Genomic DNA, 19,071 nt, shown 5'->3' on the forward strand with positions numbered 1-19,071 from the left:
ATCCGGCTCTCAACAATCAATCCAGCGGAATCGAGCGGTAGCGATTCACCTCTTGCGGCGAGACGAAGCCGGCGCGATTGTCCCAGCTGTTCCTGATGTACGACACCACCGCAGCGACTTCCTGATCGTTCAATGCCTGGCCGAAAGGCGGCATGCCATAGGGCCGCGGATTGCCGTCGGTTGACGGCGGGAAGCCGCCGTTCAGCACCATGCGGATAGGATTGACGGCCGAACCCATCGTCAGCGCGCGATTGCCGCTCATCGGCGGATAAGCCGGCGGCATGCCCTGGCCGTTGGCCTTGTGGCACTCGGCGCATTGCTGCTCATAGATTTTGCTGCCGGTCTGCAGGATACGGTCGGCTGTCGCCTTGTCCGGCTGCGCCGTGTCGAGCGCCGGCGGCGGATCGTTTTGCGGCAAGGCTTTCAGATAGACCGCCATGGACCGGATGTCGGCGTCGTTCAGATGTTGCAGGCTCTGGCTGACGACTTCCGCCATCGGACCGAACACGGTGCTGCGCGGCGACACGCCGGTTTTCAGCAGCGCGGCGATGTGCTCCGTTTCCCATTTTCCCAGCCCGGCTTCGGCATCCGAAGTCAGGGAAGGTGCGTACCAGTTCATGATCGGGATCAGGCCGCCGGCGAGGTCGGATTTGTCCACGGTGGCGCCGAAGGCGTTGCGGGTGGTGTGGCAGGCGCTGCAGTGCCCCAGTCCTTGCACCAGATAGGCGCCGCGATTCCACTCCACCGATTGCTTGTTGTCCGGCGCATACGCGCCCGGCGTGAAGTACAGTGCGCGCCATCCGGCCAGCAGGATGCGGTAGTTGTAGGGGAAGCGCAGCGCATGTTCCTGATTGGCCTGCTGCACCGGCTTGACGGTTTGCAGATAGGCGAACAGGGCGTCGGCGTCTTCGCGCGTGACTTTGGTGTAGTTCGGATAGGGGAAAGCGGGATAGAGGAAACTGCCGTCCTTGGCCTTGCCGTGATGCAGCGCGCGCCAGAAATCTTTCGCGCTCCAGTTGCCGAGGCCGGTTGCCTTATCGGCGGTGATGTTGGGCGCATACAGCGTGCCGAACGGCGTCGGGAGGGCGCGTCCGCCGGCGTAGGGCTGGCCGCCGCGCGCCGTGTGGCAGGCCATGCAGTCGCCGGCGCGGGCCAGGTAGGCGCCGCGGGCGACTTGCTGCCCGGGATTGATCGGTGAGGACGATTGGGCTGGTATATCGTCCTCATGATCGACAAATTGCATGCCGACCATGACGGCAGGGACGGCAATAATCAGCAGGAGCAGCGCCAGCAAGATGCGTTTCATGAGCGGCCCCTTATTCTGCGACGCTGCCGCAAGCCAGCGGCAGCTTGACGGTGGCGGCCGCGGCCGGCACTGCGCCCTCCGGCACGGTTTGGGCGGCGAGCCAGCTGCTGGCGGCGTTGATGTCTTCCAGCGTCAGCTTCTGCGTGATCTGAGCCATGCAGTCGGGGGTTTTTGCTTTGCGCACGCCGTTTCTCCAGGCGCCGAATTGCGAATTGATATAGTCGCGCGGCAAACCGATCAGGCCCGGCACGGCAGGCGCCACGCCGGTCAGCGCATGGCCGTGGCAGGCGATGCAGGCCGGCACCTTTTTGCTGCTGTCGCCGTGCATGACCAGATTGCGGCCGCGCTCCAGCACCGCCGGTGTCGCGTCACCCGGTTGCGGCGCGGGGTAGGGTGGATGCTGTTGGGAGAAGTAGCTGGCGATCTCGTGCAGATAAGCGTCGGACAGATGATCCAGCAAATAAGTCATCAGCGGATATTGCCGGCGACCGTCGCGAAAATTGGTGAGCTGGTTGAACAGATAGCCTTCCGGTTTGCCGGCGATGCGCGGATAGAAACCGTCGCTGGAGGCGCGGCCCTCCTTGCCGTGGCAGGCGGTGCAGGCGACGACGCGCTGGGCAATCGTATCCGGCAATGTCTGTTGCGACTGGGCGTGCACAGTCGGTAACAGGCAGGTCATCAGCGTCGCGCACAATATCAGCACGCAACGACGAGCGGGTATCAGAGAAAACATAAGGCTGGCCATATAAATAGTTGTTGTAAGTTATATGCGGCGAGCTGATCGGATAACCGATCGCATGATTTGCATTGTATAAGAGCGGGCGTTTATCATGCCTGCACACCGGCAGCGCGAAAATCCAAGTACAGTAGCGTTTTTGTCGTAGTTGTTGCCGTACAGATCAATTCCACAAGACAGACGAATCCCCATGACCGACAAGTCGTTTGAACAGTCCGTGATTGCCGAGCGTAGCATGCTGGTCAAGTTCGCGCGTTTGCATGTGCAGGAAGACGCGGCCGAGGACGTGGCGCAGGAAACCTTGCTGGCAGCCTTGCAGAATCCTGCGGGTTTCTCCGGCAAATCGTCGCTGCGCACCTGGCTGGTCGGCATCCTCAAGCACAAGATCGTCGACCTGATCCGCAAGGAAAAGAAATATGTCCAGGTCACGCAGGAAGAAACCGGCGATCCGACCGACTTCGACGTCCTCTTCGACGAAACCGGTCACTGGGCCGAAGCGCCTGCCGATTGGGGCAATCCGGCGGAAACCCTGCAGCAGTCGCAGTTCTTCGACATCATGGATTTTTGTGTCAACAAGCTTACGCCGGTGATGGCGCGGGTATTTTCTATGCGCGAGCTGTTTGAGTTCGAGATCGCCGAGATCTGCAAGGAACTCAAGATCACCACCAGCAATTGCAGCGTGCTGCTGTATCGCGCCCGCATGCAACTGCGTCTGTGCCTCGACCAGAACTGGTTCGACGGCCGCACCAGCCGCGCATGATTCTGCCACGCGCCTTTCCATACCTGCCGACACCCGCTACAATAGCGCCCACGCCCCCGTAGCTCAGTGGATAGAGCGATCCCCTCCTAAATACAATTGGGCACCGGCATCCGAAAGGCGCCGCGTGAATGGAGTCAAATTCGGTGAACCCTGACAGCGCTTGCCATGTTGATGTTGCAAACGGCTGCTGGCGATACCGAGCCAAGCCGCACCGGGTTGTTATCGTGCGGAAGGTGTAGAGACTAGACGGCTCCGGCCTGCGGACTGCAAGTCTATGGCCAAGGTATAGTCCAGACCACAAACAAGTTATTTGGTGGCGAAAGCCATGGTGGTACGAAGGGATAGGTCACACGTTCGATCCGTGTCGGGGGCGCCAGGCACAAAAGTAAAAAAGCGCAGAAGATGTTGTCTTCTGCGCTTTTTCTTTTGGAGAACCGGTTAGCGTGTCAATGACCTTGATAGAGCTTTTCGCGGTCGACCTGTGCAGGCGCCGACGCCGGTGCGCCGGTCGAGCCTGACGGCGCAGGCGTCTCCGAGTTCGGATTCTTCGACCAGCCGAAGAAGTTGGACAAGGCATCCACTACGCCGCCGCCGTCCGTGCCCAGCGAAGCAACGAAGCCGTCGCCCGGCGCGAAGTTGTCGTAGTAGGGCTCGTTGTCGATAAACCTGATGCCGGCCGGCGCAGGCATGTCGAATTGCGGCACGCCCTTGAGCGCCACACCCATGTAATCCACCCAGATCGGCAAGGCCAGTTGTGCGCCGAATTCCTTGCTGCCCAGCGTCTTGGGCTGGTCGTAACCCATCCACACCACCGTCGCCAGCGTGCGCTGATAGCCGGCGAACCAGCCGTCCATTGCATCGTTGGTGGTGCCGGTCTTGCCTGCCAGGTCGGTGCGCTTGAGCGTGTTGCTGCGGGCGCCGGTGCCGCGTTGGGCAACCGATTGCAGCAGGCTGGTCATGACATAGCTGTTGCGCTCGTCAATCGCACGCGGCGCGTTGCTGCCGACGATCAGCGGATCCGCCTTGGACAAGACCTTGCCGCGCGCATCGGCGATTTGCGTGATCAGGTAAGGATTGATCTTGTAGCCGCCGTTGGCGAAGATGGCGTAGGCAGACGCCAGTTGCAGCGGCGTGGTCTGGCCGGCGCCCAGCGCCATCGGCAGGTAAGGCGGCACCTTGTCGACGTCGAAACCGAAATGGCTGGTGATGAAGTCTTGCGCATATTTCACGCCGATGGCGTCGAGCGTGCGGATCGCCACCAGGTTGACCGACTTCTGCAAGGCGGTGCGCATCGACATCGGACCGGCCGGCGGATCGTCATCCTTCGGTTCCCAGTTCGGCTGGCCGTTGCCGGCAGGGTAGGACACCGGCGCATCGTTGATGATACTGGCCGGGCCGAAGCCTTTTTCCAGCGCCGCCGAATAGATGAAGGGCTTGAAGGTCGAGCCCGGCTGGCGCCATGCCTGGGTCACGTGGTTGAAGTTGTTCTGCGTGAAGTCGAAGCCGCCGACCAGTGCGCGGATCGCGCCGTTTTGCGGCGTCACCGACACCAGCGTGGCTTCCACTTCCGGCAATTGCACGATCTGCCAGGTCTTCTTGGTATCCTGCATGACGCGGATCACCGCGCCCGGGGCAATGCGGATTTCCTTCTTGGCCTTTGGGCCCAGCGCTGCGGCAACGAACTTGAGCGTGTCGCCGCTCAGCGTGATCTTGTCGCCGCTGCGGATCACCGCCTGGATTTGCTTGGGATCGGCCGAGACCACGACGGCGGCGAGGATGTCGTCGTTGTCCGGGTGATCGTCCATGGCGTCGTCGATGGCCTGCGAGCGGTCATCGTCGCCGGACGGCAATTCGATGGTTTCTTCCGGGCCGCGATAGCCGTGGCGGCGGTCGTAATCCATCACGCCCTTGCGCACCGCGTCATAGGCGGCCTTTTGATCGGCGGCATTGATGGTGGTGGTGACGGTGATGCCGTGGGTGTAGGTGTCTTCCTTGTATTGCGCATAGACCATCTGGCGCACCATTTCATTCACGTATTCGGCATGAACGTTGTACTGGTTGCCGGGCGCGCGCACCTGGATGTCTTCTTTCACGGCGGCGTCATATTGCGCCTGCGTGATGTATTCCAGATCCAGCATGCGTTGCAGGATGTACTGCTGGCGGATATGGGCGCGCTTGGGGTTGACGATCGGGTTGTAGGCCGACGGCGCCTTGGGCAGGCCGGCCAGCATGGCGGCCTGCGCCAGCGTCACGTCCTTGATGTCCTTGCCGAAATAGGTGCGGGAGGCGGCGGCAAAGCCGAAGGCGCGTTGCCCCAGATAGATCTGGTTCATGTACACCTCAAGGATCTGGTCCTTGCTCAGCGTCGCTTCGATCTTGTTGGCCAGCAGCACTTCATAGAGCTTGCGCGAGAAAGTTTTTTCTTTCGTCAGGAACACATTGCGCGCCACTTGCATGGTGATGGTGCTGGCGCCCTGGCTGGCGTGGCCTTTGATCAGGTCGGTCGCGAGTGCGCGCGCGATGCCGATGTAGTCGATGCCGCCATGTTGGTAGAAACGATAGTCTTCAATCGCCAGCACTGCGTTCTTCACGTTGGCGGGGATGGCCTCGAGTTTCACCAGACTGCGCTTTTCTTCGCCGAATTCACCGAGCAGGACATTGTCGGCGGAGTAGATGCGCAGCGGAATCTTCGGACGGTAGTCGGTGATGACGTCCAGCGACGGCAGGCGCGGGTTGATGAAGATCAGCGCGTAGGCGATGATCAGCGCGCCGATGATCGCCAGCCCGAGGACGGAAAAGGCGAGGAATTTGGCGATGTTGGGATTCAGAAAACCGCGTTGACGGGAAAACTGGGGCAAACGAGAGTTAAAGCGCATGGTCATTGTTAGTGAAGGGCGTGCCGTATCTTACAACATGGGGTGGGCCGGACTGCCGTTCTGAGGCCAAACCGGGCAGGGATTATGTTTCCAATTGTATGCAGCGGATTGTATTGAGCCGATTTCGGTGCGGGAACATGCCAGAAACACATCGTTTGTTGCTATTTGGCAATTGCAATTGTTGCGCTGCGGTGTCACGGCAGGAAGATCGTGCGCAGATCGACGTTAGATTCACCAAGCCCGCGCGCAATCGGTACAATGCGGTCTTTCCTCTTAATTCAGTCGCGGCAAAGCAGTTTCTGCCCGGCCTTCGATTTCACCCCTCGGCATACTTATGGCAGTCATTTCTCTTTCCAATGCGCAGCTGGCATTCGGACACGTTGCGCTTCTCGATCGCGCGGAGTTTTCCCTCGAAACCGGCGAACGCGTCGGTCTGATCGGCCGCAATGGCACCGGCAAGTCGTCCTTGCTGAAAATCATCGCCAGCGTTTCCAGGCTAGATGACGGTCTGCTGGTGATGCAGCAAGGGCTGAAGATTGCCTATGTCGACCAGGAGCCGCATTTCCCCGCAGAGATGTCGATTTTCGACGCGGTCGCTTCCGGCCTCGGCGAGTTGCCGGCGTTGCTGGCCGAATATGAATCGCTGACCGGCCAGTTCGGCGGCGACAACGACGACGCGCTGATGGAGCGCATGCACGACATCCAGGTCAAGCTCGACGCCGCCGATGCCTGGAGCCTGAACCACAAGGTCGAAACCACGCTCGACAAGCTCAACCTGAAAGCTGATTCGCTGATCGGCGAGCTGTCCGGCGGCATGCAAAAGCGCGTGGCGCTGGCATGCGGCCTGGTCGGCGCGCCCGACGTGCTGCTGCTGGACGAGCCGACCAACCATCTGGATTTCGGCTCCATCCTGTGGCTGGAAGCGCTGCTGCGCGACTACAAGGGCAGCGTGCTGTTCATCACCCATGATCGTAGCTTCCTCGACAACGTGGCGACCCGCATCATCGAACTGGACCGCGGCAAGATCTTGTCCTTCCCGGGCAACTTCAGCACCTATCAGGCGCGCAAGGCCGAGCTGCTGGCCAATGAAGAAGTGGAGAACGCCAAGTTCGACAAATTCCTCGCGCAGGAAGAAGTCTGGATCCGCAAGGGCGTGCAGGCGCGCCGCACCCGCGACGAAGGCCGCGTGCGCCGTCTCGAAGCCTTGCGCCAGGAACGCAGCGTGCGCCGCGACCGCCAGGGCCAGGTCAAGCTGGAAGTGTCGTCCGGCGAACGCTCCGGCAAGATCGTGGCGGAACTGGAAAACGTCAGCAAGGCCTATGGCCCGAAGACCATCGTGCGCGATTTCACCGGCACCATCATGCGCGGCGACAAGGTCGGCCTGATAGGCCAGAACGGCGCCGGCAAGACCACTTTGCTCAAGCTGATTCTCGGCGAAGAAACGGCGGACGCCGGTACGGTCCGCCAGGGCACCAAATTGCAGGTTGCGTATTTCGACCAGATGCGCACCCAGCTCAATGAAGAAGCCACCTTGGCCGATACCATCGCGCCGGGCAGCGACTGGGTGGAAGTCAACGGCCAGCGCAGGCACGTGATGACTTACCTTGGCGATTTCCTGTTCGCACCGGAACGCGCGCGTTCGCCGGTACGCACCTTGTCCGGCGGCGAGCGCAACCGTTTGCTGCTGGCGCGTCTGTTCGCCAAACCGGCCAATGTGCTGGTGCTCGATGAACCGACCAACGATCTCGATATCGATACGCTGGAGTTGCTGGAAGAACTGCTGGAAGAATATGCCGGCACCGTGTTCCTGGTCAGCCATGACCGCACCTTCCTCGACAACGTGGTGACGCAGGTGATTGCCTCCGAAGGCGACGGCGTGTGGCGCGAGTATGTCGGCGGCTACAGCGACTGGGAGCGCGTGCGCGCCAACATGCAGGCGACGGCGAAGAAGGCCGACGGCAAGTCGGAAGCCAAGCCGGCGGAAGTGCAGGCAGCGCCTGTTGCCGCTGCAGCCAAACCGAAGAAACTCAGCTACAAGGAACAGCGTGAGCTGGAAGAATTGCCCAAGCTGATCGCGCAACTGGAAGAAGAGCAGGCGGCGATTTCCGCCAAGCTGGCCGATCCGGATCTCTATAAGCAAGGTGCGGATGCCGCGGTGAAGCTGAATGCGCGCTTTGCCGAGATCGACGGCCTGTTATTGGAAAACCTGGAACGCTGGGAAGTGATCGAAGCGCGTTCCAAGGGGTAATCAGTTCTGCAGAGACGGCGCTTCCAATGTCAATTCGGTCTGAGTTGAATCTCAATTGGGGCGCCGGCTGGCATGGCGCAACTCCGGTAGTTTCTCGCGCATGATGTCGGCGTCTTCGGCATCGGGACGCAAGGCCAGATAGGCCTCCAGATCGTCCAGCGCAGCCTGCGGCTCCGCCATGTTTGCATAGGCCAGCCCGCGGTCGCGGCGCTCGGTAATTTCATCCGGCAATAAAATCACCAGGCGTTCCTGCACGTCGAGCACGCGCTGCCAGCGTTGCGCGTCGGTGAAGATCGCTTTCAGATTGCGCAGCATGCGGGTCAGGATTTCGCGTGGATGCGCTGCACGCAGATAAGCGGCCAGCGGCAGCTCGTCGCCGTATTCCTGCTGCTCCAGATAGGGTTCAAGACGTTCTTCCAGTTCTTCGCGCGACAGGCTGGAACCGTTCATCGGATCCAGCACGATGTCGCCGGACTGCACCGACAGCTTCATCAGGAAGTGGCCGGGGAAGGAGATACCCTTCATGTTCAGGCCGATCTGCTGGCCCAATTCCATGTACACCACCGCCAGCGAAATCGGGATGCCGCGGCGCGAGGTGATGACGCGATGGATGTAGCTGTTGTCGGGATCGTAATAATTATTGATGTTGCCGGCGAAGGCCAATTCCTGGAAAAAGAAATGGTTCAGCATGCGCAGTTTCTGAATATGCGATGCATCGGCGGAGAGACGCTGCTTCAGCTTGAGCGCTAAAGTGTCCATCTCGATCTGGCAGGCGGAAAAATCCAGATCGGGATAAGCATCCTGGCCCAACGCCAGAGCCGATTCAAACAGCGGAATCGAGTCGTCTTGACGAACCAGCGAAGAAAAATATTCGAGCGGTGTAAGCGTCATATGTTGGTCATGCTATCAAAATATGCGCGCTTGTGAAATGTTTGTCCGGCAATGGGGCGCTAAAGCAACATTGCCGGAAAATAATTAAGCTGATCAGCGGCCAATGCGCTTGAAGTCGCGGAAACGGAAACCCATCGCCATCAAGGCGCCGAAATAGGCGATGCCGCAGGCGGCAAACACCAGCATCAGCGCGCCGACGCGTTCGGCCGGATGTGCGCGCATGGCGATCCAGTCGAAATGCCGCGCCACCGCCAGCGCGACCCCGGCCAGCAGGAACAGCGCGCCGGTCAGCTTGATCAGGAACATGCGCCAGCCTGGCTGCGGCGTGTAGATGTTGCGGCGGCGCAGTCCCCAGAATAGAAACGCGGCGTTCAGGCAGGCGCCCAGTCCGATGGACAAGGCCAGGCCGGCATGTGCGATCCAGGGCACAAAAATGTAGTTCATCAGCTGTGTGGCGATCAGCACGCCGATGGCGATCTTGACCGGCGTGCGGATGTCTTGTTTCGCATAAAAGCCGGGCGCAAGAATCTTCACCAGAATCAGGCCGATCAGGCCGACGCCGTAGGCGACCAGCGCGTTGCTGGTCATGGCGACCGACAACGTGTCGAATTTGCCGTAATGGAATAGCGTTGCGGTCAGCGGCACCGACAGCGTCGCCAGGCCGACGGCGCAGGGCAGCGCCAGCAAAAAGGTCAGGCGCAGGCCCCAGTCGAGCAGGGAGGAGTATTCCTGCATATCGTTTTCGGCATGCGCGTTGGACAAGCTTGGCAACAGGATCGTGCCGAGCGCCACGCCGAGCAGCGCGGTTGGGAATTCCATCAGGCGGTCGGCGTACGATAGCCACGATACGCTGCCATGCGCCAGGCGCGAAGCGATGTTGGTATTGATCATCAGGCTGATCTGCGCGGCCGAGACGGCGAACACGGCCGGTCCCATCTTCTTGAGCACGCGTTTGACGCCTTCGTCGGACAGGCCGATCATCGGATTGAGATACAGGCGCGGCAACATGCCGATCTTGGTCAGCGCAGGGATCTGCAGCGCGACTTGCAGCACGCCGCCGACGAACACCGCAAACGCCATCGCATAGATAGGCTGGTCCATGTAGGGCGCGACGAACAGCGAGGCGACGATGAAGGACACGTTCAGCAGCACCGACGTAAAAGCCGGGATCTTGAATTCGCGCCAGGTGTTGAGGATGCCGCCGGCCAGTGCCACGAAGGCCATGAAACCGATATACGGAAACATGATCCGCGTCATCATCACGGAAGCGTCGAACGCGCCCTGGTTGTATTTGAGGCCGGTGGCGATGAAGTAGACGATCACCGGCGTGGCGAGGATGCCGACGATGCTGGTGGCCAGCATCACCCAGATCAGCACCGTTGCCACATGATCAACCAGGTTTTTGGTGGCGGCATCGCCTTTCTGGTTCTTGTATTCGGCGAGGATGGGGACGAACGCCTGCGAGAACGCTCCTTCGGCGAACAGGCGGCGCAACAGGTTGGGAATGCGGAACGCCACGTTGAAGGCGTCCGTATAGGCCGAGGCGCCGAATGCGCGTGCGAACAGGATTTCTCTTGCGAGGCCGGTAATGCGGGAGAGCATCGTCATGCCAGAGACGGTGGCAAGCGTTTTATGCAAGTTCATGGGACGGCATTATAGCTTTCGTTTTTGCTGCGGCAGGCGCTTTGATGCCATTGTCAGCCGGGTTGATGGCGTTTGAGGAGGCGAGGGTGCGAAGGTTCGGCAAAGCGGGAAATGTTGGCGGCGGGTTTGTTGATGACGGGCAATCTGACCGGTTTGCAACAGGCTGGAGGCGATAATGAGGCTGTATTTGCCAGTTTGAGGAAAAATGGTTATAATCCGTGGCTTTACAGAATTCCGCCTCGCAAGTTATCAAGATTGCGATGCTCTCGATCTCGATTTAGGATAATTATTCATGGCAAATACCGCACAAGCACGCAAGCGTGCTCGTCAAGCTGTTAAGCAAAACGCGCACAACTCCAGCCAACGTTCGACTCTGCGTACAGCAATCAAGGCTGTTCGTAAGGCAATCGAAGCAGGCGACAAGGCTGCTGCGGCTTCCGTGTTCCAGGCTTCGGTTTCGACCATCGACAGCATCGCTGACAAGAAAATCATTCACAAGAACAAGGCTGCTCGCCACAAGAGCCGTCTGGCTGCTGCCCTGAAGGCACTGGCTGCTTAATTCTTGTTGCTGATCGGATCTTTGCTGCGGCAGAGATCCTCGCAATGCTGAATCGATAGCAATGTCGATTCGAAAACATCAACCCGCCCAAGCGATTTGGCGGGTTTTTGCATTTCCAGGCGTTATTGTGTGCCGGATCGCAGCTTCTGGCGCCAATTGAGGCGCACATTGCCATGAGTCATTCTCAGGGGGATTGCGGCGCCGCGACGTCGCTCCGGGCGTCACGGGCTTGATGTCGGGCGTGTTGTCAGAGGTTTAACGCGGCAAGCCTTCAATCACCGTGCCTGGCTTGATGTTCTTTTGCTTGAACCAGCCCTTGTTCATCTCCAGGGCGTAGGTTGCCGCCTTGGTCGCGCAATGCGAATCCAGGGTTTGTTCCTTCATTTCCTCGATGTTGATGATCTTGCCGGTTTCGTCCATGAAGGCGACCGACAGCGGGATCAGCGTATTTTTCATCCACATGCAGACTCCCGCCGGCTGGCCGAAGACGAACACCATGCCTTCATTGGCGCCCATTTTGTCCCGGAACATCAAGCCTTGCTCGCGCTGCGCTTCGGTCGAGGCGACTTCCGCCTTGATCAGGTACAGGCCGGCGTTGAGCGTGGTGGTGGGGAATTTCTGGAGTTGCTGGGAGTAAGATGGAAGGGCGGTCGCGAAAGCAGCAAGTGCGGTAAGCAGTGCAAGTGAACGGCGCATGATGATTTGAGATGAGGGTGACGGACGATCAGCGGATTATAGCGAGGATAGCGATTGCCGGTGGCACATCGGGCCAGTCGAGGCGAGGGACGTTGGCGGATCCGGCTGAAAACCGGGAGCAGAAATGAAAAAAGGCAGGACGAGCCTGCCTTTTAGTGATGCAAAAGCCAGATTACTTAGCAGCGTCAGCAGCTGGAGCAGCCTTCTTTGCCTTCTTAGCCTTGTGGCTCTTCTTCGCTTTCTTAGCCTTTGGAGCAGGAGCAGCAGCGTCAGCAGCTGGAGCTGCTGGAGCAGCAGGAGCTGCAGCTTGTGCGAACACGGAAGTGGCGAACAGACCAGCGATCAGAGCGGCGATCAATTTTTTCATTTTGCAGTCCTTCAAATTTAACATGTTAAGAAAACGGTGATTCTCGTGAATCATTGCCAATAACGACGTGCAGAAAGCTTGGTTGACAGAAAATTCCAAAAAAGAATATTTCTTTGCATCCCGCGTAGTATGAGGCTTTTCAGTCAGTGGTTTGTCAGGTTTGGCGGCTGAGCTCAGAGGGATCCACCGCCTTCCACTCGCCCGGCATCAGCGGATGCGTGTGCAGGGAAAACGGACCGATGGCGATGCGCACCAGGCGCAAAGTGGGCAGGTCGACTGCTGCCGTCATGCGGCGCACCTGACGATTTTTTCCTTCCGAGATCCTGATGGTCAGCCAACTGGTCGGCTGGCTTTGCCTCACGCGTATCGGCGGGTTGCGCGGCCATAGCCAGGCCGGTTCCTCGACATGTTTCACTTCGCTGCGCTGCGTAACGAAATCGCCCAGATCGAGCGGATTGCGCAGGCGGTCCAGCGCCTCGCGGTCGGGCACGCCGTCTACTTGCACCAGGTAAACTTTCGGCTGCTTGCGCTTGGGGTGGCTGATCTCATGCTGCAATTCGCCGTCGTCGGTCAGCAGCATCAGACCTTCGCTGTCGGCATCCAGGCGACCTGCGGGGTAAATATCGGGAATGTCGAGGTAATTGGCCAGCGTGTCGCGCTCCGGGTGCGCCGAAAATTGGCACAGGACCTGAAACGGTTTGTTGAACAAGATCAGAGGCATGCTTGAGCGGAAGAGGTGTTGAATCGAATAGGCAGCGTCGCTTGCGGCAGTCGGTCTGCGGCAGCGCGTCAGGGGTAAATGTTACAGCCTGGGTATTGCAAAGGCACGACATTCAGTAAAATACTCGTGCATGATAAAAGTGGTATCTTATGTCTTATATAAGACGCCGCTTACTTTTATTTCTTGCAGAAATCTTGTACGGGCCCTTGCGGCAGCACTGCTGCGCCGTCCTGGCCTGGCTGCCCGGATTCGACTCGCCGCTGTTTCCTGATGCCGCGTGCGGGATTCTGGTTCAGAATGGCAGGCCGTGACCATTCGCATTTTTTCGCTTCAATCCGTTTAGTTTAATTGTCGGAGACAACGATGTACCAACATATCAACGTGCCGTCTGAAGGTAAGAAAATTACCGTCAACGCAGACTTTTCCCTCAATGTTCCGGACAATCCGATCATTCCATTCATTGAAGGCGACGGCACCGGCAGTGATGTGACGCCTGTCATGCTCAAGGTCGTCAACGCGGCAGTCGAGAAGGCCTACGGCGACAAGCGCAAGATCAGCTGGATGGAAATCTATGCCGGCGAAAAGTCGACCAGGTTGTACGGCGACGACGTCTGGCTGCCGGAAGAAACCGTTGCGGCCGTCAAGGAATACATCGTTTCGATCAAAGGTCCGCTGACCACCCCGGTCGGCGGCGGCATCCGTTCGCTCAACGTGTCGCTGCGCCAGCAACTGGATCTGTATGTCTGCCTGCGCCCGGTGCGCTACTTCAAGGGCGTGCCGTCGCCGCTGCGTGAGCCTGAGAAGACCAACATGGTCATCTTCCGAGAAAACTCGGAAGACATTTACGCCGGCATCGAATGGCAAGCCGGCTCGGAAGGTGCCAAAAAGCTGATCGACTTCCTGGTCAAGGAAATGGGCGTCAAGAAATTGCGCTTCCCTGAGACCTCCAGCCTCGGCATCAAGCCGGTATCGCAAGAGGGTACCGAGCGTCTGGTGCGCAAGGCGATTCAGTACGCCATCGACCACGACAAGCCATCGGTCACCCTGGTCCACAAGGGCAACATCATGAAATTCACCGAAGGCAGCTTCCGCGACTGGGGCTATGCCCTGGCGCAGAAGGAGTTCGGCGGGGTGATCATCGATGACGGTCCATGGGTGCGGGTGAAAAATCCGAAGACCGGTCGCGACATCATCGTCAAGGATTCGATCACTGACGCCTTCATGCAGCAGATCCTGCTGCGTCCGGCGGAGTACAGCGTCATCGCGACGCTGAACCTGAACGGCGACTACATCTCGGACGCACTGGCGGCGCAGGTCGGCGGCATCGGCATTGCTCCCGGCGCCAACATGTCGGATTCGGTGGCGATGTTCGAGGCCACGCATGGCACTTCGCCGCGCTATGCAGGCAAGGATTACGTCAACCCGGGTTCACTGATCCTGTCGGCCGAAATGATGCTGCGCCACATGGGCTGGACCGAAGCGGCTGCCATCATTGTCGAAGCGATGCAAACGACGATTTCATCGAAGAAGGTGACTTACGACTTTGCGCGCCTGATGGAAGGCGCGACGCAGGTGTCGTGTTCCGGGTTTGGTGATGCCGTGATCGAAAACATGTGATTCGTCGATCGTGCGCAGCCTCAGTGGTGCTGCAAGCGATGAATGATGAAAAGGGCCGGTTATCCGGCCTTTTTTATTGCCGGTGCATTTTCGGCAGGCACAACAGGCATCAAAAAAAACAGGCATAAAAAAAGCTCCTGTCGAAACAGGAGCTTTTTAGAAGCGTCTTAATACGAAATTAAGGAGCCTGGATGTTGGAAGCTTGCTTGCCTTTAGGGCCTTGCGTGACTTCGAACTGAACTTTTTGACCTTCTTTGAGGGTCTTGAAGCCGTTCATCTGAATTGCCGAGAAGTGTGCGAACAAATCTTCACCGCCGTCGTCCGGAGTGATAAAGCCAAAGCCCTTAGAATCGTTGAACCACTTGACTGTACCTGTTGCCATAAAAGCATCTTTCAATTAATAAAAAATCACACGAGCCGTTAAAGCAAGAAGCCTCGCGAGATTAAAACGTCCGCAGCCCCCCTTAAACTTGCCCCCTTCGTATTAACAAGCAGTAACTACTTATCAATGAATTCCATTGTTCTCGTTAAAAATACAAAAGTCAAGCTGTTTTCAGTGGAATTATTAAGCTTTTGTTCACTCGATGGGATGACGTGCTCTTGATTTACGATAAATAAGCGTTATCTGCGGACTATCAGGAAAACGCGTAATATCTAATTTAATTTGGATATTTTCTTCATCGTTGTGCGTTGCACAGTTGATTGATAGTTTTAGAATAGATGCATGGCAACCAAGCACGATAATGATAACGGTACAGTCCTGGCGCGGCAGGAGCAAAAGCTCAAGCCGCCTCCTATGTACCAGGTATTGTTGTTGAACGATGACTATACGCCGATGGAATTCGTCGTCGCAGTCATTCAGGAGTACTTCAACAAAGACCGTGAAACGGCGACGCAGATTATGCTCAAAGTTCACCGCGATGGGAAAGGTATGTGTGGTGTGTATCCGAAAGATATCGCATCCACAAAAGTTGAACTCGTATTAACCCACGCTAGGAAAGCAGGGCACCCCCTGCAGTGCGTGATGGAGGAAGCATGATTGCGCAGGAATTGGAAGTCAGTTTGCACATGGCATTTGTTGAGGCCAGACAATCCCGTCACGAATTTATCACGGTAGAGCATTTGCTCCTCGCCCTGCTCGACAATCCGTCGGCGGCGGAAGTAATGCGCGCGTGCTCGGTCAATATCGACGACCTGCGCAAGACGCTGACGAATTTCATTACCGACAACACGCCGACCGTTCCCGGCACCAATGAAGTCGACACGCAGCCGACGCTGGGTTTCCAGCGCGTGATCCAGCGTGCGATCATGCACGTGCAGTCGGCTTCCAACGGCAAGAAGGAAGTGACCGGCGCCAACGTGCTCGTCGCCATCTTCGGCGAGAAGGACTCGCACGCTGTCTATTATCTGCATCAACAGGGCGTAACCCGCCTGGACGTAGTCAATTTCATTTCTCATGGTGTGCGCAAGGATCAGCAGGTCGATTCGCAAAAAGCGCCTGAAGGAGCGGAAGACGTGCAGACCGAAGGCCAGCAAAAGGAAAGTCCTCTCGATCAGTTCACCCAGAATCTGAACAAGGCTGCCGCAGAAGGCAAGATCGATCCGCTCATCGGCCGCGATGCCGAAGTCGAGCGCGTGATCCAGACGCTCTGCCGCCGCCGCAAGAACAACCCCTTGCTGGTCGGCGAAGCCGGCGTCGGCAAGACTGCCATCGCCGAAGGCCTGGCATGGCGCATCACGCAAAGCGATGTGCCGGAGATCCTCAAGAACGCCGTCGTGTATTCGCTCGACATGGGCGCTCTGCTGGCCGGCACCAAGTATCGCGGTGATTTCGAACAGCGCCTGAAAGCCGTCCTCAAGCAATTGAAGGATAGCCCCAACGGCATTCTCTTCATCGACGAAATCCACACCATCATCGGCGCCGGTTCGGCTTCGGGCGGTACGCTGGATGCATCCAATCTGCTCAAGCCGGCATTGTCCAGCGGTCAGCTCAAGTGCATCGGTGCGACCACTTACACCGAATTCCGCGGCGTCTTCGAAAAAGACCACGCCTTGTCGCGTCGCTTCCAGAAGATCGACGTCAACGAGCCGACCGTCGAGCAGACCATCCAGATCTTGCGTGGTTTGAAGTCCAAGTTCGAAGAGCACCACGGCGTGAAGTATTCCGCTTCGGCGCTGACTTCCGCAGCCGAGCTGGCAGCACGCTTCATCAACGACCGTCACCTGCCTGACAAGGCGATCGACGTCATCGACGAAGCCGGCGCCGCGCAACGCATCCTGCCGAAGTCGAAGCAAAAGAAAACCATCGGCAAGTCCGAGATCGAAGAGATCATCTCCAAGATCGCGCGCATTCCGCCGCAATCCGTCAATCAGGACGACCGCACCAAGCTGCAAACGATCGATCGCGACCTCAAGAATGTCGTGTTCGGCCAGGATCCGGCGATCGAAGCCCTGGCGTCGGCGATCAAGATGGCGCGTGCCGGCCTGGGCAAAACCGACAAGCCGATCGGCTCCTTCCTGTTCTCCGGTCCGACCGGCGTGGGCAAGACCGAAGTGGCGAAGCAACTGGCCTTTATCATGGGCATCGAGCTGATTCGTTTCGACATGTCTGAATACATGGAGCGCCACGCGGTCAGCCGTCTGATCGGCGCGCCTCCGGGCTACGTCGGTTTCGACCAGGGCGGTCTGCTGACCGAAGCGATCACCAAGAAGCCGCATGCCGTGCTGCTGCTCGATGAAATCGAAAAGGCGCATCCGGATATTTTCAATATCCTGTTGCAGGTGATGGATCACGGCACGCTGACCGACAACAACGGCCGCAAGACCGACTTCCGCAATGTCATAATCGTGATGACCACGAATGCCGGCGCAGAAAGCCTGCAAAAGCGTTCGATCGGTTTCACCGACAAGAAGGAAGCCGGCGACGAGATGGCGGACATCAAGCGTATGTTTACGCCGGAATTCCGCAACCGTCTGGATTCGATCATCAGCTTCCGTGCGCTGGACGAAGACATCATCCTGCGCGTGGTCGACAAGTTCCTGATGCAACTGGAAGAGCAGTTGCACGAGAAGAAGGTGGAAGCCGTATTCTCCGACACCTTGCGCAAGTTCCTGAGCAAGAAGGGCTTCGATCCGCTGATGGGCGCGCGTCCGATGTCGCGTCTGATCCAGGACATGATCCGCAAGGCGCTGGCCGACGAACTGCTGTTTGGCCGTCTGGTCAACGGCGGCCGTGTCACCGTCGAGCTGGACGACAAGGATCAGGTCAAGCTGGAATTCCCCGAAGGCGACGATTCGACGCCTCCGCCGGAAGAGCCGCAGGAAAAGCTGGAAGTCGAATAAGCAGTCTCGACCATACCGGCGCATCGCAAGGAGCGCCGACTCAGCAGCAAGCAGTGAAAATAAAAAGGCCGGAACGTTTGATCGTTCCGGCCTTTTTGCTTTGTTGCCTGTCTTGTTGCTTCACTGCTGGTGCGGTGCTTCGTTCGGACGAACCAGAAGCCATCCGGAAGCGCGTGATGGCATCGATGCCTCCGTTGCCATCTCCGCATTCACATCACGGCGTCAGCGGCTTCCCTGCAGCTTGCTTCGCCTTGAGCGTCTGAATCGATTTGTCGATCATGGTCATGCGATAGGCCGTTGCCGGATGCAGCGCCGTATAACCGTTCGGCACGCTGGCGGGATACTGCGACGCCAGGCGCTGCCAGAAGGCCGCATAGCCGTCGATGCTGTAGCCGGCGCGCACCAGCATGTACAGTGCCAGATTGTCGGCTGCAGCGTCCAGATCCTGCGGATATGGACGAATGCCGCCGGTGCCCGCTGCGGCGGTCGGATCCGGTTGTGCGCGCATCAGGTTGTCGATCACGCTGCCCGTGGTCGCCACCATGCGCTGGCGAATGGCGTGGCCCAACGAATTGTGCGCCATGTCCTTGGCGATCAGGTAGGCCAGCTCTTCGTCCGACTTCGCAAAATTCATCATGCCGCGTGTGATCAGCACGCGGCGGCCGTCGGCGTAGGTATTGACGTTGTCGGCGTTGCCCAGCTCGATGCTGAAGGCGCAGGCCAGCGTCAGCGGCACGATGACGTTTTGCTGCGCCTTGTTGCGCATCACGGTCAGCTTGATCGGCGCGCGGCCGTTGGTGACCAGCGGTCCCAGCAGATTGGCCGCCTGGCGCTCGGCGTCGGGGCCTTGCTGCAGCGGTTTGTCGGCAACCGCCAGCAACACGTCGCCGCGTTGGATACCGCTCTTGGCGGCGCCGCTGCCGGGCAACACGCCGGTGACTTGCAGGCGGTCGTCAAAACCCAGCGATTGCGCTGCGTTGACGAACTCCGCCGGATAGGAATACTTGTTCTTGGCGGTGAAGCCAAGCAGGTTGCGCGCATTGCCGCGGCACAGCGGCGCGTTGCTGGTCAGCAGCGGCGCCGCGACGTTGTACAGACGATCCTGCTGCGCCGCCAGCGCGCGCAGGGCGATCTGATCCGGCGTCAGCACCGGCGGCTTCACGGCGACCGGGGCAGTCACGGCTGGCGCAGGTGTGTTGAGGGTAGAGCCATCCTGCGGTGTGACGCATGCTGCGAGTAATGCTGCCGGAACGACGGCCAGCGCTATTTTTATTCTTCCCCAATATTCCTGGTGTCTTGCGCGCATCC

At 58.7% G+C, this 19,071-nt stretch carries 16 protein-coding genes; 6 read left to right on the forward strand and 10 right to left on the reverse strand.

The features are described 5' to 3' along the window. Nucleotides 1-16 precede the first annotated feature (16 nt). Nucleotides 17-1,306 carry a cytochrome c gene (locus AKL25_RS00445; RefSeq protein ID WP_050475692.1) on the reverse strand — a complete coding sequence of 430 codons (1,290 nt, stop codon included), beginning with the start codon at nt 1,304-1,306 and terminating at the stop codon, nt 17-19. 10 nt (nt 1,307-1,316) lie between these two features. After that, nucleotides 1,317-2,039, reverse strand: a complete 723-nt coding sequence (locus AKL25_RS00450; RefSeq protein ID WP_083444544.1) for a c-type cytochrome — start codon at nt 2,037-2,039, stop codon at nt 1,317-1,319. Between the two features lie 193 nt (nt 2,040-2,232). On the opposite strand from AKL25_RS00450, the gene AKL25_RS00455 reads away from it, so the two are divergent. After that, nucleotides 2,233-2,802 (forward strand): sigma-70 family RNA polymerase sigma factor, encoded by a 570-nt coding sequence (locus AKL25_RS00455; protein ID WP_050475693.1) that lies wholly within the window; start codon nt 2,233-2,235, stop codon nt 2,800-2,802. 446 nt (nt 2,803-3,248) lie between these two features. Here AKL25_RS00455 and AKL25_RS00460 read toward each other — a convergent pair whose 3' ends face one another. Then, on the reverse strand, nt 3,249-5,684 hold the full coding sequence (locus AKL25_RS00460) for a penicillin-binding protein 1A (protein ID WP_420840691.1): 2,436 nt from the start codon (nt 5,682-5,684) through the stop codon (nt 3,249-3,251). Between the two features lie 328 nt (nt 5,685-6,012). Here AKL25_RS00460 and AKL25_RS00465 point away from each other — a divergent pair, with 328 nt between their 5' ends. Then, complete coding sequence (locus AKL25_RS00465; RefSeq protein ID WP_050475694.1) at nt 6,013-7,926, forward strand: ATP-binding cassette domain-containing protein; 1,914 nt, start codon at nt 6,013-6,015, stop codon at nt 7,924-7,926. 51 nt (nt 7,927-7,977) lie between these two features. Here the strand turns inward: AKL25_RS00465 and AKL25_RS00470 are convergent, their stop codons facing one another. Next, on the reverse strand, nt 7,978-8,817 hold the full coding sequence (locus AKL25_RS00470; protein WP_050475695.1) for a SirB1 family protein: 840 nt from the start codon (nt 8,815-8,817) through the stop codon (nt 7,978-7,980). A gap of 93 nt (nt 8,818-8,910) precedes the next feature. Beyond that, entirely contained in the window at nt 8,911-10,461 is a 1,551-nt protein-coding gene (gene murJ / locus AKL25_RS00475; protein WP_050475696.1) for a murein biosynthesis integral membrane protein MurJ, read from the reverse strand. 292 nt (nt 10,462-10,753) lie between these two features. On the opposite strand from murJ, the gene rpsT reads away from it, so the two are divergent. After that, nucleotides 10,754-11,020, forward strand: coding sequence for a 30S ribosomal protein S20 (rpsT, locus tag AKL25_RS00480; RefSeq protein ID WP_050475697.1), 267 nt, complete (start codon nt 10,754-10,756; stop codon nt 11,018-11,020). Nucleotides 11,021-11,275: 255 nt separating this feature from the next. On the opposite strand, the gene AKL25_RS00485 is transcribed toward rpsT, so the two are convergent. The 3 genes from AKL25_RS00485 to AKL25_RS00495 form a co-directional block, all read right to left on the reverse strand. Further along, entirely contained in the window at nt 11,276-11,716 is a 441-nt protein-coding gene (locus AKL25_RS00485) for a DUF192 domain-containing protein (protein WP_050475698.1), read from the reverse strand. Nucleotides 11,717-11,888: 172 nt separating this feature from the next. Further along, nucleotides 11,889-12,083: a hypothetical protein gene (locus AKL25_RS00490; RefSeq protein WP_050476083.1), complete on the reverse strand. Its 195-nt coding sequence runs from the start codon at nt 12,081-12,083 to the stop codon at nt 11,889-11,891. Between the two features lie 154 nt (nt 12,084-12,237). Further along, nucleotides 12,238-12,804: a pseudouridine synthase gene (locus tag AKL25_RS00495; RefSeq protein ID WP_050475699.1), complete on the reverse strand. Its 567-nt coding sequence runs from the start codon at nt 12,802-12,804 to the stop codon at nt 12,238-12,240. A gap of 363 nt (nt 12,805-13,167) precedes the next feature. Between AKL25_RS00495 and icd the strand changes: the two genes are divergently transcribed. After that, a complete protein-coding gene (gene icd, locus AKL25_RS00500) occupies nt 13,168-14,421 on the forward strand; it encodes an NADP-dependent isocitrate dehydrogenase (RefSeq protein ID WP_050475700.1) in 1,254 nt (417 codons plus the stop codon). 178 nt (nt 14,422-14,599) lie between these two features. Here icd and cspE read toward each other — a convergent pair whose 3' ends face one another. Beyond that, nucleotides 14,600-14,803: a transcription antiterminator/RNA stability regulator CspE gene (gene cspE, locus AKL25_RS00505; RefSeq protein ID WP_009665919.1), complete on the reverse strand. Its 204-nt coding sequence runs from the start codon at nt 14,801-14,803 to the stop codon at nt 14,600-14,602. 342 nt (nt 14,804-15,145) lie between these two features. Between cspE and clpS the strand changes: the two genes are divergently transcribed. Both clpS and clpA read left to right on the forward strand, forming a co-directional pair. After that, complete coding sequence (clpS, locus tag AKL25_RS00510) at nt 15,146-15,460, forward strand: ATP-dependent Clp protease adapter ClpS (protein ID WP_007880228.1); 315 nt, start codon at nt 15,146-15,148, stop codon at nt 15,458-15,460. Then, entirely contained in the window at nt 15,457-17,763 is a 2,307-nt protein-coding gene (gene clpA, locus AKL25_RS00515; RefSeq protein WP_050475701.1) for an ATP-dependent Clp protease ATP-binding subunit ClpA, read from the forward strand. Before clpS ends, clpA begins: the two co-directional genes overlap by 4 nt. A gap of 214 nt (nt 17,764-17,977) precedes the next feature. Here the strand turns inward: clpA and AKL25_RS00520 are convergent, their stop codons facing one another. Further along, nucleotides 17,978-19,069: a M48 family metallopeptidase gene (locus tag AKL25_RS00520; RefSeq protein ID WP_050475702.1), complete on the reverse strand. Its 1,092-nt coding sequence runs from the start codon at nt 19,067-19,069 to the stop codon at nt 17,978-17,980. Nucleotides 19,070-19,071 lie beyond the last annotated feature (2 nt).

Origin of the sequence: Herbaspirillum rhizosphaerae (assembly GCF_001189965.1) — a bacterium.
GTDB lineage: Bacteria > Pseudomonadota > Gammaproteobacteria > Burkholderiales > Burkholderiaceae_D > Herbaspirillum > Herbaspirillum rhizosphaerae.

Bases quoted from the DNA above. Each gene is read 5' to 3' on its own strand.
- clpA (WP_050475701.1), top strand. From the start codon at position 15,457: ATGATTGCGCAGGAATTGGAAGTCAGTTTGCACATGGCATTTGTTGAG.
- AKL25_RS00485 (WP_050475698.1), bottom strand. From the start codon at position 11,716: ATGCGCCGTTCACTTGCACTGCTTACCGCACTTGCTGCTTTCGCGACC.
- AKL25_RS00495 (WP_050475699.1), bottom strand. From the start codon at position 12,804: ATGCCTCTGATCTTGTTCAACAAACCGTTTCAGGTCCTGTGCCAATTT.
- icd (WP_050475700.1), top strand. From the start codon at position 13,168: ATGTACCAACATATCAACGTGCCGTCTGAAGGTAAGAAAATTACCGTC.
- AKL25_RS00470 (WP_050475695.1), bottom strand. From the start codon at position 8,817: ATGACGCTTACACCGCTCGAATATTTTTCTTCGCTGGTTCGTCAAGAC.
- AKL25_RS00445 (WP_050475692.1), bottom strand. From the start codon at position 1,306: ATGAAACGCATCTTGCTGGCGCTGCTCCTGCTGATTATTGCCGTCCCT.
- cspE (WP_009665919.1), bottom strand. From the start codon at position 14,803: ATGGCAACAGGTACAGTCAAGTGGTTCAACGATTCTAAGGGCTTTGGC.
- AKL25_RS00455 (WP_050475693.1), top strand. From the start codon at position 2,233: ATGACCGACAAGTCGTTTGAACAGTCCGTGATTGCCGAGCGTAGCATG.
- rpsT (WP_050475697.1), top strand. From the start codon at position 10,754: ATGGCAAATACCGCACAAGCACGCAAGCGTGCTCGTCAAGCTGTTAAG.
- murJ (WP_050475696.1), bottom strand. From the start codon at position 10,461: ATGAACTTGCATAAAACGCTTGCCACCGTCTCTGGCATGACGATGCTC.
- clpS (WP_007880228.1), top strand. From the start codon at position 15,146: ATGGCAACCAAGCACGATAATGATAACGGTACAGTCCTGGCGCGGCAG.
- AKL25_RS00460 (WP_420840691.1), bottom strand. From the start codon at position 5,684: ATGACCATGCGCTTTAACTCTCGTTTGCCCCAGTTTTCCCGTCAACGC.
- AKL25_RS00490 (WP_050476083.1), bottom strand. From the start codon at position 12,083: ATGAAAAAATTGATCGCCGCTCTGATCGCTGGTCTGTTCGCCACTTCC.
- AKL25_RS00520 (WP_050475702.1), bottom strand. From the start codon at position 19,069: ATGCGCGCAAGACACCAGGAATATTGGGGAAGAATAAAAATAGCGCTG.
- AKL25_RS00465 (WP_050475694.1), top strand. From the start codon at position 6,013: ATGGCAGTCATTTCTCTTTCCAATGCGCAGCTGGCATTCGGACACGTT.
- AKL25_RS00450 (WP_083444544.1), bottom strand. From the start codon at position 2,039: ATGTTTTCTCTGATACCCGCTCGTCGTTGCGTGCTGATATTGTGCGCG.